20 protein-coding genes are annotated in these 23508 nt (G+C 73.7%); 12 read left to right on the top strand and 8 right to left on the bottom strand.

Features of this window, described 5'->3' with window-relative positions:
* Positions 1–28 precede the first annotated feature (28 nt).
* Positions 29–997, bottom strand: coding sequence for a DMT family transporter (locus FHX31_RS14515; RefSeq protein WP_402884026.1), 969 nt, complete (start codon positions 995–997; stop codon positions 29–31).
* A 73-nt stretch (positions 998–1070) separates the two neighbouring features.
* Here FHX31_RS14515 and FHX31_RS14510 point away from each other — a divergent pair, with 73 nt between their 5' ends.
* Both FHX31_RS14510 and FHX31_RS14505 read left to right on the top strand, forming a co-directional pair.
* A complete protein-coding gene (locus FHX31_RS14510; protein ID WP_184976467.1) occupies positions 1071–1988 on the top strand; it encodes a LysR substrate-binding domain-containing protein in 918 nt (305 codons plus the stop codon).
* A gap of 123 nt (positions 1989–2111) precedes the next feature.
* A complete protein-coding gene (locus FHX31_RS14505; protein ID WP_013286274.1) occupies positions 2112–2306 on the top strand; it encodes a CsbD family protein in 195 nt (64 codons plus the stop codon).
* 66 nt (positions 2307–2372) lie between these two features.
* On the opposite strand, the gene FHX31_RS14500 is transcribed toward FHX31_RS14505, so the two are convergent.
* Entirely contained in the window at positions 2373–3779 is a 1407-nt protein-coding gene (locus FHX31_RS14500; protein ID WP_013286275.1) for a KamA family radical SAM protein, read from the bottom strand.
* 143 nt (positions 3780–3922) lie between these two features.
* Here FHX31_RS14500 and kdd point away from each other — a divergent pair, with 143 nt between their 5' ends.
* Genes kdd through FHX31_RS14470 form a run of 6 tightly spaced genes read left to right on the top strand, consistent with a single transcriptional unit; the run spans position 3923 to position 10651 of the window.
* Positions 3923–4984 (top strand): L-erythro-3,5-diaminohexanoate dehydrogenase, encoded by a 1062-nt coding sequence (gene kdd / locus FHX31_RS14495; RefSeq protein ID WP_036311047.1) that lies wholly within the window; start codon positions 3923–3925, stop codon positions 4982–4984.
* Between the two features lie 4 nt (positions 4985–4988).
* Entirely contained in the window at positions 4989–6560 is a 1572-nt protein-coding gene (locus FHX31_RS14490; protein ID WP_071095057.1) for an amidohydrolase, read from the top strand.
* Complete coding sequence (gene kamD / locus FHX31_RS14485; RefSeq protein WP_047891420.1) at positions 6557–8116, top strand: lysine 5,6-aminomutase subunit alpha; 1560 nt, start codon at positions 6557–6559, stop codon at positions 8114–8116. Before FHX31_RS14490 ends, kamD begins: the two co-directional genes overlap by 4 nt.
* Positions 8113–8865, top strand: coding sequence for a lysine 5,6-aminomutase subunit beta (gene kamE / locus FHX31_RS14480; protein ID WP_013476833.1), 753 nt, complete (start codon positions 8113–8115; stop codon positions 8863–8865). Before kamD ends, kamE begins: the two co-directional genes overlap by 4 nt.
* Positions 8865–9257: a 3-aminobutyryl-CoA ammonia lyase gene (gene kal / locus FHX31_RS14475; RefSeq protein WP_013286280.1), complete on the top strand. Its 393-nt coding sequence runs from the start codon at positions 8865–8867 to the stop codon at positions 9255–9257. The genes kamE and kal overlap by 1 nt, the downstream gene beginning before the upstream one ends.
* Before the next feature lie 59 nt (positions 9258–9316).
* Positions 9317–10651 (top strand): glutamate mutase L, encoded by a 1335-nt coding sequence (locus tag FHX31_RS14470; RefSeq protein ID WP_184976465.1) that lies wholly within the window; start codon positions 9317–9319, stop codon positions 10649–10651.
* Between the two features lie 444 nt (positions 10652–11095).
* Here the strand turns inward: FHX31_RS14470 and FHX31_RS14465 are convergent, their stop codons facing one another.
* From FHX31_RS14465 to FHX31_RS14450, 4 genes are all read right to left on the bottom strand, one after another.
* Positions 11096–11878 carry an ABC transporter permease gene (locus FHX31_RS14465; protein WP_184976463.1) on the bottom strand — a complete coding sequence of 261 codons (783 nt, stop codon included), beginning with the start codon at positions 11876–11878 and terminating at the stop codon, positions 11096–11098.
* Positions 11875–12849, bottom strand: coding sequence for an ATP-binding cassette domain-containing protein (locus FHX31_RS14460; RefSeq protein ID WP_184976461.1), 975 nt, complete (start codon positions 12847–12849; stop codon positions 11875–11877). Before FHX31_RS14460 ends, FHX31_RS14465 begins: the two co-directional genes overlap by 4 nt.
* A 68-nt stretch (positions 12850–12917) precedes the next feature.
* Positions 12918–16028, bottom strand: coding sequence for an ATP-binding protein (locus FHX31_RS14455; RefSeq protein WP_184976459.1), 3111 nt, complete (start codon positions 16026–16028; stop codon positions 12918–12920).
* 51 nt (positions 16029–16079) lie between these two features.
* Complete coding sequence (locus tag FHX31_RS14450; RefSeq protein WP_225319578.1) at positions 16080–17384, bottom strand: low temperature requirement protein A; 1305 nt, start codon at positions 17382–17384, stop codon at positions 16080–16082.
* Between the two features lie 124 nt (positions 17385–17508).
* Here FHX31_RS14450 and lnt point away from each other — a divergent pair, with 124 nt between their 5' ends.
* Genes lnt through FHX31_RS14435 form a run of 3 tightly spaced genes read left to right on the top strand, consistent with a single transcriptional unit; the run spans position 17509 to position 20520 of the window.
* A complete protein-coding gene (gene lnt, locus FHX31_RS14445) occupies positions 17509–19113 on the top strand; it encodes an apolipoprotein N-acyltransferase (protein ID WP_184976457.1) in 1605 nt (534 codons plus the stop codon).
* A gap of 22 nt (positions 19114–19135) precedes the next feature.
* On the top strand, positions 19136–19927 hold the full coding sequence (locus FHX31_RS14440; protein WP_184976455.1) for a polyprenol monophosphomannose synthase: 792 nt from the start codon (positions 19136–19138) through the stop codon (positions 19925–19927).
* 53 nt (positions 19928–19980) lie between these two features.
* A complete protein-coding gene (locus FHX31_RS14435) occupies positions 19981–20520 on the top strand; it encodes an FxsA family protein (protein WP_013286288.1) in 540 nt (179 codons plus the stop codon).
* A gap of 314 nt (positions 20521–20834) precedes the next feature.
* Here the strand turns inward: FHX31_RS14435 and FHX31_RS14430 are convergent, their stop codons facing one another.
* Complete coding sequence (locus FHX31_RS14430) at positions 20835–21176, bottom strand: RNA polymerase-binding protein RbpA (RefSeq protein WP_007070998.1); 342 nt, start codon at positions 21174–21176, stop codon at positions 20835–20837.
* Between the two features lie 225 nt (positions 21177–21401).
* On the opposite strand from FHX31_RS14430, the gene FHX31_RS14425 reads away from it, so the two are divergent.
* Entirely contained in the window at positions 21402–22883 is a 1482-nt protein-coding gene (locus FHX31_RS14425; RefSeq protein ID WP_013476827.1) for a peptide MFS transporter, read from the top strand.
* Positions 22884–22889: 6 nt separating this feature from the next.
* Here the strand turns inward: FHX31_RS14425 and FHX31_RS14420 are convergent, their stop codons facing one another.
* Complete coding sequence (locus tag FHX31_RS14420; protein WP_013286290.1) at positions 22890–23480, bottom strand: pyridoxamine 5'-phosphate oxidase family protein; 591 nt, start codon at positions 23478–23480, stop codon at positions 22890–22892.
* Positions 23481–23508 lie beyond the last annotated feature (28 nt).

The following is a 23508-nucleotide window of genomic DNA, read 5'->3' as shown; positions in this document are numbered from 1 at the left end:
TCGGGCCCGCCGACGGTTTGCGCCGGCGCTACCGGGCCGCCGGCGCGGGTTCGGTGTCGCGCGCCGGTCCCGGTCGGCCGGTCGGCTGTTCCCGGGGCCGTACGCGGCCGGGGCGCAGTTGCAGGACCGCGACGGAGGACAGCACCAGCGCGCCGCCGGCGAGCTGCGCGAGCGTCAGGGCCTCGCCGAGCGCGAGCGTGGCCAGCGCGGCGGTGACCACGGGTTCGAAGGTGGACAGGATGGCCGCGGTCGACGGCCCGGTCCGCCTCAGGCCGGCGAAGAAGGCCAGCATCGCCACGACCGTGGAGACCACGGCGATGGCGGCCAGCCAGAACCATCCCCGCCACCCGAAGCTCAGGTCGACGCCGCCGGTGACCAGGGCGCGAGCGCCGAGGGTGCCGGCGGCACCGGTCATCACCAGCGCCGACAGCGCCACGGGTGCCAGCCGGTGCACGACGGTGTCGGAGACCAGGATGTAGACCGTGTAGGTGACGGCGGCGGCGAAGGCCAGCAGCGCCCCGAGCGGGTGGAAGCCCGCGCCACCGGCGCCGAGCAGGACCAGCAGCGTTCCGCCCGAGGCGGCCACCAGGGCCGCGCCGCGTCCCGGGGTGAGCCGGTCCCGGCCGAGCAGGACCGCGGCCACTGTCACCATGACCGGGTACGTGTAGAGGATCAGCGCCAGCAGTGACGCGTCCATCAGCTCCAGCGCGGAGAAGTACAGGCTCGCCTGCGTGGCGTACCCGATCGCGCCCAGCCCGAGGGCGACGGCCACCACCCGCCCACGCCTCGTCGCGCGCCGCCCATCGCCGGCGTCGCCCGGTGCCGCGCGGCGCAGGCCCGGCCGGGTGAGCAGGACGAGCCAGAGCAGTGCGGCGGCCAGGCCGAAACGCACCAGCAGCAGAGACGTCGGGGAGACACCGGCGTCGTACGCGAGCTTGCCGAAGACGGCCATCGCGCCGAAACAGGCGGCTGACAGGAGACACAGTGCGGCACCCACGCGCCAAGGATCACCGGCGCCGACTGCCCAGCTCCAGCGATGAATTCCGCAGCTGAATCATTAGGATTTCCGCATGATCGAGCTGGACCTGCGGCGGTTGCGCTTCCTGCGGGAGTTCGAGGAACGCGGCACGATGGCCGCTGTCGCCGCGGCTCTGGGCTACAGCCCGTCGACTGTCTCGCAGCAACTGGCCCTCCTGGAGAAGGAGGCAGGTGTCCGGCTGCTGGGCAGGGCCGGCCGCGGCGTACGGCTCACCGAGGCCGGGCACGTGCTCGCCCGGCACGCCCGGGTGCTGCTGTCGGCGGCCGAGGCGGCGGAGGCCGACCTGGCCGCCCTCGACTGTGACGTCCGGGGGAGCGTCCGGGCGGGCGGCCTGCAATCGGCGGCGCGCCGCCTGCTCGTGCCGGCCGTGGCCCGGATGAGAGCCGAGCACCCTCGGGTCCGGGTGGAGATCTTCGAGCTGGAACTCGAACAGTCCCTGCCGGGCCTGCGCCTGGGCACCGTCGACCTGGTCATCGGCGACGAGTACGACAGCCAGCCCCGCCCCCGCCCGGCGGGGCTCCGTTTCACGCTCCTGCTCGAGGAGCCCTTGCGTCTCGTGCTTCCCGCCGCGCACCCGCTCGCCGGGCACGGGGGACACGTCGCGGTCACCGACCTGCGGTCCGAGGTGTGGACCGCCTCCGCCGAGGGCACCGGGCACCACGCCATGGTGGTGGGGACGTGCCGTCGTCTCGGCGGCTACGAACCGGACCTGCGGCACCGTTCCAGCGACGCGGACGTCCAGCTGGAACTGGTCCGGGCCGGGGCGGCGGTCGCTCTGATGCCGGCCCTGACCCTGCCCGACGCCGACCCGGCGCTGGCGGTCCGGGGTATCGCCGAGACCGTCCTCCGGCGCCGCCTGGTCGCAGTCACCCGGGACACGCCGCCCGGGCCCGCCCTCACCGCGTTCCTGGCCGCCGTCACGGAGCGGGTCCGCGACCTCGACCGGTAGGCGCACACCTTCAACCTATTATCCTAGGACGCCCTACGCGATGTGCGCCGGTCAACGGCGTTTGCAGCGACACTCACCGGGGACGCGACAAGGGCAAGGCGTAGCCGGACGAGGGAGGGCGACATGAGCTTCACCGACAAGGCGAAGAACAAGGCCCAGGAGATGAGCGGCATGGCCAAGGAGCGGATCGGCGACGTGACCGACAACGAGCGGTTGCGGGCCGAGGGCGCCTCCGAGCAGAGCACGGCGCGTGCCAAGCAGGCCGGGGAGCACGCCAAGCAGGCGGGCCGCGACGTCAAGGACGCCTTCAACAAGTGAGTACGCGAACGGCGGGCCACCTCATCGCAGAGGTGGCCCGCCGTCGTACGCCCTGAGGGCCGGGGGTCAGTCGTCGCGGTGCGCGAGCCACCAGGCCTGGCCGGCCTCGGGCAGCGTGTCGATCGGGTCGTAGTAGGCGTAGCGCTTGTTCAGCGCCTCCAGGTCGGCCGACTCGATCGAGGTGCGGTAGTTCTTGGTCCAGTACGAGATGCCGCGCTCACGGTCGTAGTCGGTGAGCATGTGCACCCAGCGCTTGCCGACGAACGGCACGTCGCAGACGATCCGCGGGGTGGCGTAGCCGGGCAGGTAGCCCATGATGTCGTGCTGGAGCTGCTGGGCGTGCCAGACCGGGACGCGCCAGTGCTCGGCGTTGGGGATCATGTCGCACATGTAGAAGTAGTACGGCAGGATGCCCGCCTCGCCCTGGAGCGCGAAGCAGAGGTCGAGCAGGTCGGCGCTGGTGGCGTTGACGCCGCGCATGAGCACGCCCTGGTTGCGCACGTCGCGTACGCCGACGTCGAGCGCGGTCTGTGCGGCCTTGGCGACCAGCGGCGTCAGCGACTGGGCGTGGTTGACGTGGGTGTGGATGGCCAGGTTGACGCCGCGGCGGGCGGCGGTGCGGGCCACCCGTTCGAGGCCCTCGACCACGTCGGGCTGGAGCCAGTGCTGGGGCAGGCCCATGAGCGCCTTGGTGGCGAGCCGGATGTCGCGGATCGTCTCGATCTCCAGCAGGCGCATCAGGTACGACTCGAGGTTGCGCCACGGCACGTTGGCGACGTCACCGCCGGAGACGACCACGTCGCGTACGCCCGGGTGGGCCTTGAGGTAGGTGATGTGGGCGTCGTAGCGGTCGACCGGCTTGAGGGTGAGCTTGAGCTTGTCGACGGCGGGGGTGGAGTTGCCGACGAGGTCCATGCGGGTGCAGTGGCCGCAGTACTGCGGGCAGGTGGAGAGCAGCTCGGCGAGGACCTTGGTGGGGTAGCGGTGGGTGAGACCCTCGGCGACCCACATGTCGTGTTCGTGGAGGCTGTCGCGGCTGGCGTACGGGTGGGACGGCCAGTCGGTGCGCCGGTCGGAGGCGACCGGGATCATGTAGCGGCGGATCGGGTCGGCGAGCAGCGCCTCGGTGCTCATCGGTTGATGCGGCACCATGGTGTTGAGCATCTGCGGCGGCACCAGCATGGACATGGTGGCCAGCGCCTTCTGGTCGGCCTCCAGGTCGGCGTAGAAGGTCTCGTCGACGGTGTCGCCGAGGACGGCGCGCAGCTGCTTGATGTTCTTGACGCAGTTGACCCGTTGCCACTGGGCGCTCTCCCACTGGTCGCGGGTGATGTGGCGCCAGCCGGGGAAGCGGGTCCAGTCGGGTTCGACGAGGGGCGCGCGGCGGTATTCGTAGGGCTGTCCGGCGGTCGGAACGGCGACCGGCGCGGGGCGGGGCGTCGGGATGGTCTCCACCGGTTGGGTCTGGGTCACGGCCCCTCCTCGTCAGTGTGCGGGTTGATCAACGAATGCGTAGGCTACTGGAAAATCTGCGGTGAAGAAATTAGTCTGCCGGAAGTTTTCCCGCGACGCGAGCCCTGACCGGGGGTTCGGGCGGCTGGACATAGGGGGTCGGCGTGACGTCACCGGTGGGTCTGCACCGAGTCGTGGAACCGGCGGGGGTGCTTCCGCAGGCGGCCTGGCGGCTGGACCCCGACCCGCGGATCGCGGCGAACGAGGTGCGGATCCGGGTCGAGCGGCTGAACCTGGACGCGGCGAGTTTCCGGCAGCTGGCGGAGAAGCACGGCGGCGACGGGGAGAAGGTCCGCGCCGAGGTGCTGGAGATCGTGTCGGCCCGGGGGAAGATGCAGAACCCGGTGACCGGGTCCGGCGGCATGCTGATCGGCACGGTCGAGGAGGCGGGCCGCCGCTCGCCGCTGGGGCTGAAGCCGGGTGACCGGGTGGCGACGCTCGTGTCGCTGACGCTGACGCCGCTGACGATCACCGACGGGCTGGCCCGCTGGGACGGGCGCAGCGAGCAGGTGCCGTGCGACGGGTACGCGATCCTGTTCGCCCGGTCGATCGCGGCGGTGCTGCCGCCGGACCTGCACCCCGAGCTGTCGCTGGCGGTGCTGGACGTGTGCGGGGCGCCGGCGTTGACGGCGCGGGTGGTGGCCGAGCAGGTGGCGCGGCGCTCGCGTGAGGGTGATCCGCGTCCGGTGTCGGTGGCGGTGATCGGCGGGGCCGGCAAGAGCGGGTCGTTGTCGCTCGCGGCGGCGCGGCGGGCGGGTGCCGCCCGTACCGTCGGGGTGGTTCCGGTGGTTGCGGAGCGGGACGCGCTGACGGCGGCCGGGCTGGCCGACGTGGTGGCGCTGGCCGACGCGCGGGATCCGGTGGGGTTGTCGACGGCGGTGACGACGGCTCTGGGTGTGCCGGCGGACGTGACTGTGGTGTGCGTGGACGTGCCGGGGTGTGAGCACGGTGCGGTGCTGGCCACGGCGGACGGCGGTACGGTGATCTTCTTCTCGATGGCGACGAGCTTCGCGGCGGCGGCGCTGGGCGCGGAGGGCCTGGCGGCGGACGTGACGATGCTGGTGGGCAACGGGTACGTGCCCGGGCACGCGGCGCTGGCGCTGGATCTGTTGCGTGCCGAGCCGGGGGTGCGCGGTCTGTTCGAGGCTCGTCTGGCGGCAGACTGAGACCATGACGAACCCCTCGACGCTGTATCGCGGTGGAGTGCTGCACTGTCCGGCGGACCCGAGCGCGACGGCGCTGCTGGTGCGGGACGGGCGGATCGCCTGGTTGGGTACTGATGCGGAGGCGCCGCGGGCGGACCGGGTGGTGGAGCTGGGCGGTGCGCTGGTGACGCCGGCGTTCGTGGACGCGCACGTGCACGCGACCGATACCGGGTTGGCGTTGTCGGGGCTGGATCTGTCGGCGGTGCGGTCGGCGGGTGAGCTGCTGGACGGGGTGTCGGCGTTCGCGGCGGGTCTGCCGGGTGACGCGGTGGTGCTGGGGCACGGCTGGGACGAGTCGGCGTGGGCGGATCGGGCGTTGCCTGATGCGGCGGCGCTGGGCCGGGCGGCCGGTGGGCGGCGGGTGTATCTGTCGCAGGCGTCGATCCATTCGGCGCTGGTGTCGGCGGCGTTGCTGGCGGCGTGCCCGGAGGTGGTGTCGGCGGCCGGCTACGACGCGTCGGGGTGGTTGCGGCGCGACGCGCATCACGTGGTGCGGGCGGCGGCGTTCGCGTCGGTGTCGCGGGCGCAGCGGGTGGCGGCGCAGCGGCGGGCGCTGGAACACGCGGCGTCGCTGGGTGTCGCGGCGGTGCACGAGTGCGGTGGTCCGGACATCTCCGACGAGGAGGACTTCACCGGGCTGCTGGCGATCTCGGGGGCCGGGGTGCCGGAGGTGTACGGGTACTGGGGTGAGCTGCTGGGTGCGGCGAAGGCCCGGGAGCTGGGTGCGGTGGGCGCGGGTGGTGACCTGTTCGCCGACGGGGCGCTGGGGTCGCGGACGGCGCACGTGTCGGCGGCGTACCTGGACGGTGAGGCGGGGGCGTGCGGGCACGGGTACGTGTCGGCGGAGCAGGTCCGTGATCATCTGCTGGACTGCGCGGCGCACGGGTTGCAGGGCGGGTTCCACGCGATCGGGGACGCGGCGATCGGGACGGTGCTTGAGGGGTTCGGGCTGGCGGCGCGGTCGCTGGGTGTGGACCGGTTGCGGGCGGCCCGGCACCGGGTGGAGCACGCGGAGATCATGAGCAAGGCGTTGATCGCCGGGTTCGTGGAGTACGGGATCGTGGCGTCGATGCAGCCGGCGTTCGACAGGTTGTGGGGCGGCGCGGGCCGGATGTACGAGTCGCGGCTGGGGTTGGCGCGGTCGCTGGAGTCGAATCCGATGGGTGCGATGCACGGGGTCGGTGTGGCGTTGGCGTTCGGGTCGGATTCGCCGGTGACGCCGGTCGATCCGTGGGGGTCGGTGCGGGCGGCGGCGGCGCATCACAACCCGGCGCAGCGGATGAGTGTGCGGGCGGCGTTCGCGGCGCACACGCGCGGTGGGTGGCGGGCGGTGCACCTCGACAACGAGGGTGTGCTGGCGTTGGGGGCGCCGGCGACGTTCGCGGTCTGGGACACCCCGGCGGGCGTGGAGCGGGGGCTGCCTGTGGTGCTGGCGGAGGATCCGGAGTTGCGGGGTGCGGACGATCCGACGCCGCTGCCGGTGTGCCGGGCCACTGTGTTGCGCGGTGACGTGATCTATCAGGAAGGGTCTTCGTGACAGGGAAGCTTGGGCTGGATCCGGCGCTGGTGGCGCGGGCGCGGGAGTTGGCGCGCCGGGCCGGGCAGCCGGTGGTGGATCTGGCGCGCAGCCACACCACTGTGTCGGTGGAGCGGGCGGTGCTGCGGCTGGCCGGGGTGACCGGCGCGGACCCGGACGGCATTCCGTGGGTGAACCGGCTCGTGGACGCGGTGGTCGCGGACGTGGGGCTGGGGCACGGGGTGGCGGCGCCGGTGTTCGACGCGCTGGCTCGTGAGGGCATCGCGGATGTGACGTTGCTGGCGCAGAAGGCGGCGGCCGGGTCGGTGCGGTTCGCGCAGCCGTCGGGGAAGGCGGCGACTGCGGCGCGGCGGGCGTCGCGTAAGGCGGTGGCGGCGGGGATCCGCAGCATCGACCGGCGGCGCGCGGAGCGGGACCGGCTGGTGAAGCGGTTCGGGGATCCGGAGCGGCGGCCGTGGATCTACCTGATCGTGGCGACTGGTGACATCTACGAGGACATCCCGCAGGCGCAGGCGGCGGCGCGGGCCGGCGCTGACGTGATCGCGGTGATCCGGTCGACGGGGCAGTCGCTGCTGGACTACGTGCCGGAGGGGGCGACCCGGGAGGGGTTCGCGGGCACGTACGCGACGCAGGAGAACTTCCGGCTGATGCGGGCGGCGCTGGACGAGTCGTCGCGGGAGCTGGGCCGGTACGTGCGGTTGACGAACTACGCGTCGGGTCTGTGCATGCCGGAGATGGCGACGCTGGCCGGGTTGGAGCGTCTGGACATGATGCTCAACGACTCGATGTACGGGATCCTGTTCCGTGACATCAACCCGATCCGCACGTTCGTGGACCAGCGGTTCTCGCGGCAGGTGCACGCGCGGGCGGGGATCATCATCAACACCGGTGAGGACAACTACCTGACCACCGCGGACGCGGTGGACGAGGCGCACACGGTGACGGTGTCGCAGCTGCTCAACGAGTTCTTCGCGCACGAGGCTGGGCTGGCGGACTGGCAGCTGGGGCTGGGGCACGCGTTCGAGATCAACCCGGATGTGCCGGAGTCGTTCCGGTTGGAGCTGGCGCACGCGTTGCTGGCGCGGGAGTTGTTCCCGGACGCGCCGTTGAAGTGGATGCCGCCGACGAAGCACATGACCGGTGACGTGTTCCGGGGCAACCTGCTGGACGGGTTCTTCAACCTGGTGGGCACGATGACCGGGCAGGGGATCCTGCTGGTGGGGATGATGACCGAGGCGGTGGTGACGCCGTGGCTGTCGGACCGGGACATCGCCCTGCAGAACGTGCGGTATGTGCTGGGCGCGGCGGGCGGGTTGCACGAGGACTTCGTGCCGGCGCCGGGCGGGTTCATCCAGGAGCGGGCGCACCGGGTGCTCGGTGAGGCGGTGGACCTGCTGGAGCGCATCGGGGACCAGTCGTTGCTGACGGCGATCGCCGAGGGCACGTTCGGGATCATGAAGCGGCCGGCGGACCGGGGCAAGGGCCTTTCCGGGGTAGCGCGGCACGAGGCGGACTACTACAACCCGGCCACGGAGATCCTGGAGCAACCCTCATGAGTGAGAAGACGGTCGTGCGGCCGTACGGGGACACCACCGGTGACGGCATGGTGCAGGTGTCGTTCACGTTGCCGGTGCCGCACGACAAGCGGGCCGAGGGCGCGGCGGTGCAGCTCGCAAACAAGATGGGCATGGACCCGGCGATGCTGGTGCACGCCAAGCCGATCGGTGACGGGTTCACGTTCTTCGTGGTGTACGGGCGGGTGAACCACCTGGTGGACCTGTCGAAGGTGCAGGTGGTGGAGCGTGACTATCCGCTGCTGTCGGCCAAGGAGGTCAACGCGGTGGTGAAGCGGCGGCTGCGCCGCAAGCTGTCGGTGGTGGGCGCCTGCATCGGCACGGACGCGCACACCGTGGGCATCGACGCGATCCTCAACGTCAAGGGCATCGCCGGCGAGAAGGGCCTGGAGTACTACCGGGAGCTGAAGGTCACGAACCTGGGCGCGCAGGTGAGCGTGCCGGAGCTGGTCGAGGCGGCCCGGCGGGAACGCGCCGACGCGGTGCTGGTGTCGCAGGTGGTGACGCAGCGTGATGCGCACCTGCACAACACGCGGGAGATGTCGGCGGCGTTCCGGGAGGCGATGCCGGCCGGGAAGCGGCCGCTGCTGATCGTCGGCGGGCCGCGGTTCGACGAGACGATGACCGGCGAGCTGGGCGTGGACCGGATCTTCGGCCGTGGCACCACCCCGGGCGAGGTCGCCAGTTACCTCGTCCACGCTTTGATCACCTCCAGGAAGGCGAACGCCTGATGAGCGATCCCCGTGTCGGTCTGACAGTCACCCACCGCCGGTACGTGCCGTACTCCCACGCCCACTACGCGGGCAACCTGGTCGACGGGGCGTACGCGCTGGGGTTGTTCGGGGATGTGGCCACCGAGGTGTGCATCCGCACCGACGGCGACGAGGGGTTGTTCGCCTCGTACTCCGACGTGCAGTTCCGGGCGCCGATGAAGGCCGGTGACGTGCTGGAGGTGACGGCGACGGTGACCCGGGTGGGCACCCGCAGCCGCACCGTCGACTTCGCCGCGACGGTGGTGTGCCGGGGCCGCCCGGACAAGGGCGAGTCGGCCGCCGAGGTGCTCGACGAGCCGATCGTGGCGGTCACCGCGACCGGCACGGTGGTCGTGCCGCCAGCACCGTGAGCGCGAGGAGCGAGCCGATGTTGCGAGCCCCCGCAGTCGCGAACGAAGGACAGCCCGGCGTGAGCGCTGTCGTCTGCGCCGACGTCGGGTCGACGTACACGAAGGCCGCGGTGGTGGACCTCGACGGCGGCCGTCTGGTCGCGGCGGCGTCGGCGCCCACCACGGTGGGCACGGATGTGCTGCACGGCCTGGACGCCGCGGTCGGTGCGGCCACCGCGTCGGCCGGGGTCGCTGAGGTGCCCTGGTACGTGTGTTCGTCGGCGGGGGGTGGGCTGCGCCTGGCGGTGGTGGGTTACGAGCCGCTGGTGACCGCTCAGGCGGGCCGGCGGGTCGGTCTGTCGGCGGGTGCGAACGTGGTGCACGTCGCGGCCGGGCGGCTCGGTGGGGTGGACGTGGCGGCGTTGCGGGCGGCCCGCCCGGACGTGGTGCTGCTGGTGGGCGGCACCGACGGCGGGGACGCCGAGACGGTGACGCACAACGCGACGCGGCTGGCGAAGGCCCGCTTCCGGGTGCCGGTGGTCCTGGCGGGCAACGCCGACGTGCGCGCCGACCTGCAGGCGCTGCTGGCGGGCGCGGGGGTGCCGGTGACGGTGGCCGACAACGTGCTGCCGCGCATCGGGGTGCTGGAGCCGGCGTCGGCGCGGGCGGCGATCCGGGAGGTGTTCCTGCGGCACGTCATCGGCGGCAAGAAGCTGTCCCGGGGTACGCGGTTCGCGCGGCTGGTCCGCGCGGCCACCCCCGACGCGGTGCTCACCGGCGTGGAGGTGCTGGCCGGGACGCTGGGCGGTGACCTGGCAGTGGTGGACGTGGGCGGCGCGACCACCGACGTGTACTCGGTGCTCACCCCCGACGAGCGGGACAGCGGCCCGAGTCAGGAGGTCGCCGGGACGCTGTGGCGGGCCCGCACCGTCGAGGGCGACCTGGGCATGCGGTGGAGCGCGCCGGGCGTGGTGCGCGCCGCGGTGGAGGAGCGGCTGCTCGACGCGGCCGAGGAGGCGGAGCTGACGGTCGCGGCGGCGGTACGGGCCGCCGAACCGGGTTTCCTGCCCGCCGGTGACGGCGAGCGGGCCGTGGACCGGCGTATCGCCTCGTTGGCGGCGACTGTGGCGTTGCGGCGGCACGCGCGGGGTGCGGCGACGGGGGAGCGGGCCGGGCGGGACCTGCGGGAGGTGAAGCTGCTCGTCGGCTCCGGTGGGGTGCTGCGGCACGCCGAGCCGGGCGACGCGGCGGCGGTGCTCGACGCGGTGCTGACCGACCACGCGGGCGGGTGGGCGTTGCCGCGGGCGGCCCGGCCGGTCGTCGACGTGGACTACGTGCTGGCCGCCGCCGGGCTGCTCGCCGAGGAGCATCCGGGTGCGGCGGCGGCGATGCTGCGGCACCATCTCGGCGCCTGACGCACGCCGCGAACAGGGCGGAAATCGAGACGCGCCGACGCGACACGCCGTGTCGCAACACACGACAGGCCCGGGTGGGTTGACAGCGGCGGGGGTCTACGCCGTACCGTCTTTGAGTCCTACCACGGGAAGCGGCTGTTGTTCGCTTCGTCCCTTCGTCCGCTGGCCGAGCGACCGGAAGGTTGCGGCGGCCAGGTCCAGCGGGCGGGGGTCGGCGGGGCGGCGCGAACCGGCCGCGGTTACCGGTGTACGGGCAGGGTGAGAGGCACGGCCAGTAGACAACGGCCAGGCGGGGGCAGCCAGTCCACGTCGGGTCGGTCCGAAGGTCGGCGCCGATCGTCTTCGCCCCACCGGCCGGGAAGGGCCTGGGAGCATCGGGGCGCGGCTTAGGCCGCGCCCCGATTTCATCCCCCCGATGTTCCCCGTGTCAGCGGCCGGCCCTCGTCAGCGGCCCAGCTGCCGGTAGCGGCGCACCGCCGCCGGGGCGGCCACCGCGATCAGCGCCAGCGGCCAGGCGACCGCCAGTTCCAGCGCGTGCCGGGCCGGCCACGAGTCGCCGCTCAGGCCCGGGTTGCCGAACAGGTCCCGGGCCGCCGCCACTGTGGCCGACAGCGGATTCCAGGCGGCGATCGCGCCCAGCCAGTCCGGCATCAGCTCCGGCGCCACGAACACGTTGGACAGCGCGGTCAGCGGGAACGCCAGCGGGAACACCACCACCGCGACCGTGTCCGGGTTCGGCACGAGCAGCCCGAACAGGATGCCCACCCAGGTCATCGCGACGCGCAGCAGCAGGATCAGCGCCACCGCGGCCAGCGCCGGGCCGACGCCCTCGCGCCACTGCCAGCCCACCAGCAGCCCGCACACCACCAGCGTGGTCATCTCCAGGCACGCGCGTACCAGGTCGGCGCTCGCGCGGCCGGACAGCAGCGCCGAACGGGCCATCGGCAGCGACCGGAACCGGTCCACCACGCCCCGGCCGGCGTCCACAGCGATGGCCGACGCGGTCGCGCCGAGGCCGTAGAGCATCGTCATGACGAACACGCCCGGCAGCAGGAACTCCCGGTAGCTGCCGTCGCCCGGCACGGACATGCCGCTGCCGAACACGTAGCCGAACACCAGCACGAACATGATCGGCAGGCTGAAGTAGAGGATGATCTCCTCCGGGGCACGCACCACGTGCCGCATGTTCCGCCCGGCCATCAGCCACCCGTCGGCAAGCGCCCTCACGACGCCACCCCCACCCGCTGCGCGTCGGCGTGACCGCCGGTGAGCCGCAGGAACGCCTCGTCCAGCGTCGGGCGGCGGACCAGGACGTCCTCCACCGCGATCCCGGCGTCGTCGAGGGCCCGCAGCACGGCGGTGAGCACGGCGATCCGGTCGGCCACCGGCGCGTCGACGCGCCGCAGCTCGACGTCCACAGTCGCGGTCGCGCCGGTGGCGCGTTCCACGACGGCTGCCGCGGCGGGCAGGTCCGCCGCGTCGCGGACCACCAGTTCCAGCCGGTCGGCGCCGATGCGGGCCTTCAGCCGCTCCGGGGTGCCCTCGGCCACGACCCGGCCGGCGTCGATGACGCACACCCGGTCGGCGAGGTGGTCGGCCTCCTGCAGATATTGGGTCGTCAGCAGCACAGTGGTGCCGTCGGCGACCAGTTCCCGCACCGCCGTCCACAGGCCGTTGCGGCTGCGCGGGTCCAGGCCGGTGGTCGGCTCGTCGAGGAACAACACCCGCGGCGGCACCACCAGGCTGGCCGCCAGGTCCAGGCGGCGGCGCATCCCACCGGAGTAGCCGCCCGCCGACCGGTCCGCGGCCTCGGTCAGACCGAACCGGTCCAGCAGCTCCTCGGCGCGGCGGCGGGCCCGGCGCGCGGACAGCCGCCGCAGCCGCCCGAACAGCACCAGGTTCTGCCGTCCGCTGAGCACCTCGTCGACCGCCGCGTACTGCCCGGTCAGGCTGATCGCCCCACGAACCCGGTCCGGGTCGGAGGCGACGTCGTACCCGGCCACCCTGGCCCGGCCGGCGTCGAAACGCAGCAGCGTGGTGAGGATCCGCACCGCTGTGGTCTTGCCCGCCCCGTTCGGGCCGAGCACCCCGTACACGGTGCCGGCCGGAACGGCCAGGTCGAAGCCGTCCAGGGCGGTGGTGCGTCCGTACGTTTTTCGTATCCCGTCGGCCAGTACGGCCGTCGTGTCGTCGGTCATGGGCGTCAGCGTCACCGGCGGCGCTGACCGGGCGCGTACCGCGCGCGCACCGGACGGCGCCGCGCCGGTCAGCGCCCGTCGACCAGCGCCAGCGCCCGCTGCCGGGGCAGGTCCGCGCCCCGGGCGTACGCGGTGGCGAACGCCGCCTCACCCAGGTGTTCCCGCAGCGTGACGGCGGTGGGTGTGCCGGCCGGGGCGTCTGCCGCGCCGGTGCCTGCGAGCAGCGCCGCCGCCGCGCCCAGCAGCCGGGCCGCCGACTCGGGGTCGCCGTCGCGCAGCAGCGGCCCGGCCAGCCCGTCCGCGGCGGCGGCCACCACCGGCACGTCCCACACGCCGACGCCGGCGGTGAGGACCTGCCGGTAGTGGGCGCGGGCCGCAGCCGGGTCGCCGGTGGCGTCGGCGAGCTGCCCGAGCGTCACCAGCGCCGCGAGCCGCACCACATCGGCGCCGAACCAGCCCGACGGGCATTCCGCGACCGCCCGTTCGCACAGCGTCCGCGCCCGCTGCGGGTCGCCGTCGCGGCGGGCGATCTCGCCGAGCCCCAGGTACGCGGCGGCGACCAGCTCCGGCGCGCCGGCCGGCCCGGCGATGCGCCGCACCCGCCGGAAGTCCTCAGCCGCGCCGGTCAGGTCACCGGCTGCGAGCCGCCCGTCGGCGCGGGTCCGCAGCAGTTCCGCCAGGTCCAACGTGGAGCCGAGCTGCTCGGCCAGCTCCAGGGCCTCCGCCATCGGCGCGGCCGCCGACGCGACGTCACCGGTGCGGTAGGCGGCCTCGGCGTGGGTGGACAGCGTCACGATCATGCCCCAGCGGTCGTCGAGGGCCCGGAAACCGGCAAGCGCACCGTCGAGGTCGGCGCGGGCCTGGGCGTGACGGCCGTGCAGCAGACTGACCATGGCGGTGCCCAGCAGGCCCAGTGCCCGGCTCCACGGGTCGGTGCCGAGCAGCCGGTCCCGGACGGCCTGCTCGTGCAGCGCCGCCGCGTCCTGCGGCGACGGGGGACCGCTGGCCATGCCGGACAGGTACAGCAGGAACGGATGCCGGGGCGGCCGGGCCAGGGTCCACAGGATCCGCGACGCGGCGTCGACCTCGCTGCGCTCGCCGCCACCGGCGAGCGCAGCGATCAGCAGGCCCAGCGCGTACTCCTCGGCCACGCCGTCGGGCGGGCCGTCGAGCCGGTCGACCAGCCGCCGGGCCAGCGCGGCGCCCTCCCCGCGCAGGCCCCGCAGCCACCAGTAGAACGCCAGAGCCGCGACCAGCCGCAACCCGGTGGTGGTTTCGGCGTGCCGCAGCGCCGCGTGCAGGTCGTCGCGGGCGGCGTCGAGGCGGCGCAGCCACCGTTCCTGGCCGCCGCCGCGCAGGGCCAGGTCGCCGGCCTGTGCCAGGTCCAGAAAGTACGCGGCGTGCGCGTCGCGCACCCGGCGGGTCTCGCCGTGCTCGGCCAGCCGGGCCGCCGCGAACTCGCGGATCGTCTCCAGCATCCGGTAGCGCCCGCCGGTGGCCTCCACCAGCGACTTGTCCACCAGGCCGGTGAGCACGTCGAGGACGTCACCGGCGTCCGGCGCGCACACCGCCTGCACCGCGGCCAGGTCGGCGGCGCCGGCGAACACGCTCATCCGGGCGGCCAGCCGCCGCTCCGGCTCGTCGAGCAGGTCCCAGCTCCACCCGACGACCGCCTCCAGCGTGCGGTGGCGGGGCGCCGCGGTGCGGTCACCGCGGCACAGCAGCCGGAACCGGTCGTCCAGCCGGGCCGCGACCTGCGTCACCGGCAGGGCCCGCAGCCGCGCCGCGGCCAGCTCCAAGGCCAGCGGCAGCCCGTCGAGGGTACGGCAGATCCGCAGCACCGCCGGGGTGGTGGCGTCGTCGAGGGTGAACCCGGGCGACACGTCGGCGGCCCGGTCGGTGAACAGCCGCACCGCCGGGTACGCGGCGGCCGCCGGCGGTGCGGCCGGCCCGGCCGGGGCGGGCAGCCCGCCGACCGGGCACAATGCCTCGCCGGTGAGGCCCAGCGGTTCCCGGCTGGTGGCGAGCACCCGCAGCCCGGGCGCGGCGGCGAGCAGCCGGCCGGTCAGCCGGGCCGCGTCGTCGATCACGTGCTCGCAGTTGTCCAGCACCAGCAGCAGCCGCCGGTCGGCCAGCGCCGCCACCAGCCGGCCGGTCAGGTCGGCGGGGCCGCCGGGGGTGCGCAGGCCGGCGTCGCGCAGGTCCAGCGCGGCCAGCACCGCGGGCGCGACCGGCGCGCCGGGTGCCACAGCGGCCAGCTCCACCAGGCACACCGGCCCGTCGTGGCCGGACGCGACGGTGGTGGCCAGCCGGGTCTTGCCGGCGCCGCCCGGGCCGTGCAGGGTGACCAGCCGCGCCGCGCCCAGCAGCTCGTGGACCCGCCGCAGTTCCGGTTCCCGGCCGACGAAACTGGTGAGCGGGCTGGGTAGCCGGGCGGGCGGTGCGGCGTCGTCGCGCAGCAGCGCCGTGTGCAGTGCGACCAGCTCCGCCGACGGGTCGGTGCCCAGTTCCTCGGCGAGCACCCGGCGGGCGTCGGCGTAGACGGCGAGCGCCTCGGCGCGGCGGCCGGCGCCATGCAGGGCACGCATCAGCTGCCCGTGCAGCCGTTCCCGCAGCGGATGCGCCGCCACCAGGTCCCGCAGTTCGGCGATCAGCGGCGCCCCGGCCGGCGCCAGCGCCAGCTCCGCCTCGACGCGGTCCTCGACCGCGGCCAGGCGTGCCTGGCGCAACCGGGCGGCCTCGGCGTCGGCGAACGGCGCGTCCGTTACGTCCGCGAGGGGTTCGCCGCGCCACAGGCCGAGCGCGTCGCGCAGCAGCGCCGCCGCGCCGGCCGGGTCACCGGCGGCGAGTGCGGCCCGCCCGGCCGCGGCCAGCCCGGTGAACCGGTGCACGTCCACCCGCTGCGGATCCACCGCCAGCCGGTAGCCGGCCGGGCCGAACTCGATGTGCGCGCCCGGCAGCAGCCGCCGCAGCCGCGACACCTGCGACTGCAGCGCGTTCGTGGCCTGCTCGGGCGGCCGGTCGCCGTACACGCCGTCGACGAGGCGCTGCGGCGCAACGGTGCGGTCGGCGTCGAGGAGAAGCAGCACCAGCAGCGCGCGCAGCCGCCCGCCGGCGACGGGCAGCACGCTGCCGTCGGCCGCGTACGCCTGGGTCGCGCCCAGCACACCGAACCGCATGCGCCCGATTGTCGCCTGTCGCCGGTGACGCCCACACTCCCCACCCGCCGGTCACAGGTGGTGCCGCCGCCATTCGGACTGCTCCTGCTCGGCGGCGACCTGCTCGTCCAACGCGGTCCGGCGCACCCGGCTGCGCCACGGGTCACTCGACCGCAGGCCCAGCAGGACCACCGAGACGCTGGCCACCGCCAGGATCGCCAGCGCGGCCACCGCAGGCAGCCGGCCGGCCCACGGCAGTCCCACAGCCATCGCGACCACCACGGCGGTGGGTACCGCCGAGATCCGGTGCGTCGCGCGCACCCCCAGTGCCAGCAGCCCCGACACGTAGATGACCAACCCGGCGAACAGCACCCGGTTGTCCAGAGCGGCGGCGTGTTCCCGCCAGGGATCACCGCGCGGGTGGGAGATGACGGCGAGGTAACGCTTGAGGCCGAGGGCGAACAGGATGATCCCGGTGATCAGCGGCAGGTGCAGGTAGGCGTAGGCGTCGCGGGCGAGCGCCGCCCGTGCGCGGACGTCGCGGGTGCGGTGCAGCCGCTGCTCCAGCGCGGGCGCCAGGCTGTCGAAGTACAGCCACCACAGCGCCGCGATGATGGTGACGCCGAGCACCGACGCCACGATCACCGGCCACGTGGCCGGCAGTCCGGCGCTCAGCTTCGGCCCCAGCCCGAGCGAAATGATCGACTCGCCGAGCGCGATGAGCAGGATCAGGGCGTACCGCTCCGCCCAGTGGGCTGCGGACACGACTGTCAGCCCGGCGCTGGGGGCGAGGCCCCCCGAGGTGTACTCGATGCAGAGCGCGGCCAGCCACAACGCCAGCGGCAGCCACGTCGCCCAGGTCTGCCGGGGCGACTCGGGCAGGGCCGCGGTGGCGAGAATCAACGCCACGCTGATCAGCGGCGGCAGGCCGAGGCGCACGGCGGTCCGTCCGCGGTGGCTGCTGCGGCTGAGGAACACCAGCACCTGGGCCGCCCGGATGACGAGATAGCAGCAGGCGAACAGGACCGCGGCGGGTGGCCCGGACTGCCGCTGCGCCGGCCCGTCGGCGAACGCCGCCGGCATGGCCAGGGTCAGGACGAACAGGGCCGCCACCGTCACCGCGCCGACGAGCGGCATCACCCCCTGGTCGGTACGGACGACGTTGCCCAGGGCGGCGAAGGAGACCCAGCACCACCACAGCAGCAACAGCAACACCAGCCCGGCCAGCAACGACCTGCCGCTCAGGGTTTCGGAGAGCACGTTGGTGACGTTCAGGAACGCGAACACGAAGACGAGGTCGTAGAACAACTCGACCCGGGTGACGCGGAAGCCGGGCGCGGTCGGCAGGATGCGACCCCGTCCCCGCTCAGCGCTCATGCTGCCGAGCATGGCAGCGGGCTCCGCCCGCCGGGGCGCTGTTGTCCGATCGGCGGCGCAGGGGCGCGGGCCGACGACCGGTACGGGCGGGTAGCCTTCGGCCCGTGATCGTGGGGAGAAGCCGGTGACGACGCTGGACCGGGAACAGCCGCGTGCCACCGACGGGGCACACGGTGACGGCGGCGCGCGTCCCCTGCCGCTGACGCTCGCCGTGCCGGCCGCCGTGCTGGCCGGGGTGGCGCTGCTGCTGGCGTTCCCGCCGTACGGGTGGTGGCCGCTCGCGCCGGTCGGTGTGGCGTTGCTGGCCGCCGCGGTGCACCGGCGGCGGCTGCGCGCCGGCGCCGGGCTGGGCTTCCTGACCGGGGTGGCGTTGTTCGCGCCGCTGCTGGAGTGGACGAACCTGCACACCGGCTACCTGCCGTGGGCGCTGCTGTCGCTGCTGCAGGCCGCCTATCTGGCGCTGTTGGGCGCCGCCACCGCCTGGGTGTCGCCGCTCGCCGACCGGCACCGGGCGGCGTGGCCGCTGCTCACCGGTGTGCTGTGGGTGGGGCAGGAGGCGCTGCGTGACCGCACCCCGTTCGGCGGGTTCCCGTGGGGGCGGCTGGCGTTCAGCCAGGACACGTCGCCGCTGCTGAAGCTCGCGGCGCTCGGCGGCGCCCCGCTGGTCACGTTCGCCGTCGCGGTCGCCGGTGGGCTGCTGGTCACCGCCGCGTGGCGGGACTGGCGGCGCGCGCCCGGGCAGTGGCGGCCCGTCGCCGGGCTCACCGCCGTGCTGGTGGCGCTGCTCGCCGCCGGTACGGCCGTGCCGACCGGGGTACGCGGCGCGGGCGACACCGTCACCGTCGCGATCGTGCAGGGCAACGTGCCGCGTCTCGGGCTGGACTTCAACGCGCAGCGGCAGGCGGTGCTGAACAACCACGTCGACGCGACGCTGGAGCTGGCGCGTCGGGTCGCCGAGGGCGGGCAGGACCGTCCGGACGTGGTGGTGTGGCCGGAGAACTCCAGCGACATCGACCCGTTGCGCAACCCGGGCGCGGGGGAGCGGATCTCCCAGGCGGCCGACGCGATCGGCGCGCCGATCCTGGTCGGCGCGGTGCTGGTCGGGCCCGGCCGGGGTGAGGTGCGCAACGCGGGGCTGCTGTGGCGGCCGGGCACCGGCCCGGATCTGGGCCAGGTGTACACGAAACGGCATCCGGTGCCGTTCGCCGAGTACGTGCCGCTGCGGTCCATCGCCCGCAAGGTCAGCTCCCAGGTCGACCGGGTCCGGTCCGATTTCGTAGCCGGTGACCGTCCCGGCGTGCTGAACACCGGCCCGGCGGTCCTCGGCGACGTGATCTGCTTCGAGGTCGCCTACGACGGCATCGTCCGGGACACCGTCACCGGCGGCGCGCAACTGCTGGTGGTGCAGACGAACAACGCCACGTTCGACGTGGCCGAGGCCCGCCAGCAGCTGGCCATGGTGCGGCTGCGGGCCGTGGAGCACGGCCGGGCCGCGTTGATGGCCTCCACGGTCGGTGTGTCCGGGTTCGTTTCCCCGGACGGGCGGGTAGACGGTGCGACCGGGTTCAACACCGCCGCGGTGGTGGTGCGGCAGATGGAACTCGGTAACGGGCGTACCCCGGCGACCACCGCCGGGGTGTGGCCGGAGGTGGCGCTGACGGCGCTGACGGTCGCGGCCCTGGCCGGCGCGGCCGTGCTGCGCCGCCGCCGGGAGGCCGCTCCCGGCTGAGCCGACGAGAGGCGGTGCGACGGTGGGCGTGGCAGCCGACAGGCGGACGGTCGGCCATCCCGGGGTGGGGCGGGTCCTGGTGGTCATCCCCACCTACAACGAGGCCGACAACGTCGGGCGCATCGTCGCCCGGGTACGCGAAGCGGCGCCGACGGTGGACGTCCTCGTCGCCGACGACAACAGCCCCGACGGCACCGGCGCGATCGCCGACACGATCGCCGACGGCGACCCGCGGGTGCACGTGCTGCACCGGGCCGGCAAGGAAGGACTCGGCGCGGCCTACCTGGCCGGGTTCGCCTGGGCGCGCACACGCGGCTACGACGCGGTGGTGGAGATGGACGCCGACGGCTCGCACGCCCCGGAGGACCTGCCGGCGCTGCTGCACGCCGCCCGCGACGCCGACGTGGTGATCGGTTCCCGGTGGACGCGCGGCGCGCGGGTGCTGAACTGGCCGTGGCGGCGGCTGCTGCTGTCCCGGGTGGGCAACCTGTACGCGCGGCTGGCGCTGGGCATGCCGGTCAGCGACGCCACCGGCGGCTACCGGGTGTACCGGGCCAGCGCGCTGGACGCGATCGACCTGGGTTCGGTGCGGTCCCAGGGGTACGCGTTCCAGGTGGAGCTGTCGCGGCTGGCGCACCGCGCCGGGGTGCGGATCGTCGAGGTGCCGATCACGTTCGCCGAGCGGGAACACGGCGACAGCAAGATGAGCCCGCTGATCGTGGCGGAGGCGCTGTGGCGGGTCACCCGCTGGGGGGTGCGGGACCGCCTGGCGACCGCGTCCGCCCGCCCGGACGCGCTCGCGCGCTGGCCTTGAGCGAGGGCGTGTCATGCTTGAGGGGCGTGATGACCCCGGGCTGATGAGGTGAGATGCGCCGAGGACTGAAATACGTACCACCGGCCCTGCTGCTGCTCGCGCTGCTGGAGCTGACCGTTTTCGTGCTGGTCGGCCGGGCCGTCGGGTTCGGCGTGGCGGTGCTGCTGGTGTTCGGGGCGTCCCTGCTGGGTCTGGTGCTGCTGCGCCGCGAGGGCATGCGGGCGTGGCGCGGCTTCCGCGCTGCGGCGCAGGCCGGCCGGCCGCCGGGCCCGGAGGTGACCGATGGGCTTGTCGGTCTGCTGGGCGCGCTGCTGCTGGCGCTTCCGGGCCTGGTCAGTGGCGTGGTGGGCCTGCTGTTGCTGGTGCCGCCGCTGCGCCGGCTGGCCGGTGGCGGGGTGCGCCGGGCCACCGAGCGCCGGGTGTCGTCGATGGTCGCCGGTGACCTGTTCGGGCCGCGCCGGGTGCGCGTGTACCGGGGTGCGCCGCAGCCGACCCCGGAGCCCGCGCCGGCCCCCTCGCCTGGTCCCGCGCCGTCGCCGCAGCCGGTCACCGACCCGGGCAAGGCCATCGAGGGCGAGATCGTCGACCGCTGACGCGCCCCCGCTGCGCCGTCAGCTTGATCAACTCCAGTTCGCCGAGGTGGTGGCATCAGACCGCGCCCGACCCCGCCACCTCCCCGGGCCGGCGGCCCGGTCACCGGCCCGGCACCCGGATCGGCCCACGCGCGGCGGATCAGCCGCCCACAACCAACCCGCCCTCCCATGATCGGCACAAGTTCGGGGAGATGGCGCCATCAAGGCACGCTTGATACCGCCACCTCCCCGAAGTGGCGGGGCCGTGCCTGCCCGGGCACCGAAAAACGCCCCCGGGTGATCCCGGGGGCGTTTTCGGTCATTGCGGGAGATGCTCAGGCACGACCGCGGCGGGTGCGGACCTCCTGGAGCCGCTCGGCGAGGATGTCCTCCAGCTCGGCGATCGAGCGCCGCTCCAGCAGCATGTCCCAGTGGGTACGCGGCGGCTTGGCCTTCTTCTGCTCCGGCTCGGTGCCGTCGACCAGACGGGCCACGCTGCCGTCGAACTTGCACTCCCAGGTCGTCGGGACCTCGGCGTCGACGGCGAACGGCACCTCGAACTGGTGGCCCTTGGCGCAGAGGTACTCGCGGGTCTGACGCGGCGCGAGCTCCGTGTTGCGGTCGGACTCGTAGCTGACCGCTCCCAGCCGGCTACCGCGCAGCATGCGCTCGCCCATGATCGACTTCCCCTCGTTCGTGGTGCTGGTCTTCAGGTGTAACGACCGGTCACCGCTCGCCCATTCCCCGGCCCGCGGCGGCAGGGCCGTACGCGGGTCGGGAGTGTCAAGGGTAACCGGCCATGACAGCTGCCCGGCGGGGTCGTCCCCGGCCGGGCCGAATCGGTGGAGTGTTTCGCCTGTCAACGGGGATGTTACCCACCTGTTTGCGTGCCGGAGGTGACGATGAGCAGTGACGCGCCGGTCGGGGCCCGACCACCAGCCGGGAAGACCTTCTTCGGTCACCCCCGCGCGCTGTCCACGCTCTTCCTCACCGAGATGTGGGAGCGGTTCAGCTTCTACGGCATGCGGGCGATCCTCGTGCTGTACCTGACCGCCGCGGTCGCCGACGGCGGACTGGACCTCGGCGAGTCCAGCGCCAACGCCGTGTACGGCACCTACAACGCCATGGTCTACCTGATGGCGCTGCCCGGCGGCTGGGTCGCCGACCGGCTGATCGGCGCGCGGCGCAGCGTGCTGTGGGGCGGCGTGGTGATCGCCGCCGGTCACTACGTGATGGCGATCCCCACCGGGTGGAGCGTGTTCGCCGGCATGGCGCTGATCGTGCTCGGCACCGGCCTGCTCAAACCGAACATCTCCACCATGGTCGGTGACCTGTACGAGCGGGACTCGCCGCGCCGCGACGCCGGGTTCTCCATCTTCTACATGGGCATCAACCTGGGTGCGTTCATCGCGCCGCTGATCACCGGCTTCCTCGGCGAGAAGATCAACTGGCATCTGGGGTTCGGCGCCGCCGCGGTCGGCATGACCTTCGGCGTGCTCCAGTACGTGCTGGGCCGCCGCAACCTCGGCGAAGCCGGTGCCCGCCCGGCGGACCCGCTGCTCGGCGCCGACCGGCGGCGCGCGCTGACCCGCGTCGGCGTGGCGAGCGTCGTGGTGCTCGCCGTCCTGCTGGTGCTGCTGGTGGCCGGCTGGTTCACCGTCGACACGGTGGTCAACCTGCTCACAGTGGTGACGGTGCTGGTGACAGTCGGCTACTTCGCGCGGATCCTCACCGACCGGGAGATCAGCGGCACCGAACGCAGCCGGATGAAGGCGTACGTGTGGCTGTTCCTGTTCGCCGCCTCGTTCTGGCTCATCTACGACCAGGCCGGGTCGGTGCTGAACATCTTCGCCGCCGACCAGACCGACCGGTCGGTGGGCGGGTTCACGTTCCCGGCGTCCTGGTTGCAGTCGGTGAACCCGATCCTCATCATCATCGGCGCGCCGCTGGCCGCCGCGCTGTGGCTCAAACTCGGCCACCGGGTGTCCACGCCCACGAAGTTCGCCGTCGGCCTGGTGCTCAACGGCCTGTCGTTCGTGCTGATGGCCGCCGCCGCGCAGGCCGCCGTCGGCGGCGACCTGGTCTCACCGCTGTGGCTCGTCGCGGTGTACGCGATCCAGGTCGCCGGTGAGCTGTCCCTGAGCCCGGTCGGCCTGTCCGCCACCACGAAACTCGCCCCGGTCAAGTACGCGAGCCAGATGCTGGGCCTGTGGTTCCTCGCCACCGCCGTCGGCGACGCCATCGGCGGTCAGGTGGCCCGGCTGGCCGGCACCTGGTCCCAGCCGGTCTACTTCCTGACCTTCGGGCTGGCCTCGGTGGTGCTGGGCCTGGCCGCGGTGATGTTCACCCGCCAGATCCGGCACCTGATGGCCGGCATCCACTGACAGCGCTCACCCCGCCGGGGTCGGCGGCAGCGGCAACGGCAGGCCGGGCAGCCCGTCGATGCTGGTGGCGACGTGGTCCTTGCCGGCGAAGTACGCGCTCAGCGACACGTCGTCCTCCCGTGCGAACCGGCGTTCGTGCAGGTCACGGTCGGCGTCGTAGGTCATGAACGGCACCGCGTAGCCGCAGGTGTCCCGGACCAGTTCGGCACGCACCACGATGATCGCCCGCAGCCCGTGCGGACCCGGGTCGATGTCCGGGAAGTGGGCCAGCAGGCCGGGCCAGCGCGGGTCGTCGCGGAACACCGGCTCACCGCGCCCGTGCACCCGCACGATGTTCGGCGGGCCGGCGAACGCGCACCACATCAGCGTGATCCGGCCGTTCTCCCGCAGGTGGGCGATGGTCTCGGCGTTGCTGCCGGCGAAGTCCAGGTACGCCACGGTGTGCTCGTCGAGCACCGCGAAGCAGCCGCGCAACCCTTTCGGGGACAGGTTGACGGTGCCGTCACCGGACAGCGGGGCGGTGGCCACGAAGAACATCGGCTGCGCCTCGATGAAGTCCCGCAGCCGGCCGTCGATGCGCTCGTACGTCTTTCCCATGCCCCGATCCTCGCCGCCCGACCGGGTG

This window comes from Micromonospora sp. CNZ286, assembly GCF_014207755.1.
The sequence above is the reverse complement of the archived record's forward strand: the minus strand, read 5'-3'. Positions and strand labels throughout refer to the sequence as shown.

Bases quoted from the DNA above. Each gene is read 5' to 3' on its own strand.
- FHX31_RS14510 (WP_184976467.1), top strand. From the start codon at position 1,071: ATGATCGAGCTGGACCTGCGGCGGTTGCGCTTCCTGCGGGAGTTCGAG.
- FHX31_RS14505 (WP_013286274.1), top strand. From the start codon at position 2,112: ATGAGCTTCACCGACAAGGCGAAGAACAAGGCCCAGGAGATGAGCGGC.
- FHX31_RS14490 (WP_071095057.1), top strand. From the start codon at position 4,989: ATGACGAACCCCTCGACGCTGTATCGCGGTGGAGTGCTGCACTGTCCG.
- kamE (WP_013476833.1), top strand. From the start codon at position 8,113: ATGAGTGAGAAGACGGTCGTGCGGCCGTACGGGGACACCACCGGTGAC.
- kal (WP_013286280.1), top strand. From the start codon at position 8,865: ATGAGCGATCCCCGTGTCGGTCTGACAGTCACCCACCGCCGGTACGTG.
- FHX31_RS14460 (WP_184976461.1), bottom strand. From the start codon at position 12,849: ATGACCGACGACACGACGGCCGTACTGGCCGACGGGATACGAAAAACG.
- FHX31_RS14455 (WP_184976459.1), bottom strand. From the start codon at position 16,028: ATGCGGTTCGGTGTGCTGGGCGCGACCCAGGCGTACGCGGCCGACGGC.
- FHX31_RS14450 (WP_225319578.1), bottom strand. From the start codon at position 17,384: ATGAGCGCTGAGCGGGGACGGGGTCGCATCCTGCCGACCGCGCCCGGC.
- FHX31_RS14435 (WP_013286288.1), top strand. From the start codon at position 19,981: ATGCGCCGAGGACTGAAATACGTACCACCGGCCCTGCTGCTGCTCGCG.
- FHX31_RS14430 (WP_007070998.1), bottom strand. From the start codon at position 21,176: ATGGGCGAGCGCATGCTGCGCGGTAGCCGGCTGGGAGCGGTCAGCTAC.
- FHX31_RS14425 (WP_013476827.1), top strand. From the start codon at position 21,402: ATGAGCAGTGACGCGCCGGTCGGGGCCCGACCACCAGCCGGGAAGACC.
- FHX31_RS14420 (WP_013286290.1), bottom strand. From the start codon at position 23,480: ATGGGAAAGACGTACGAGCGCATCGACGGCCGGCTGCGGGACTTCATC.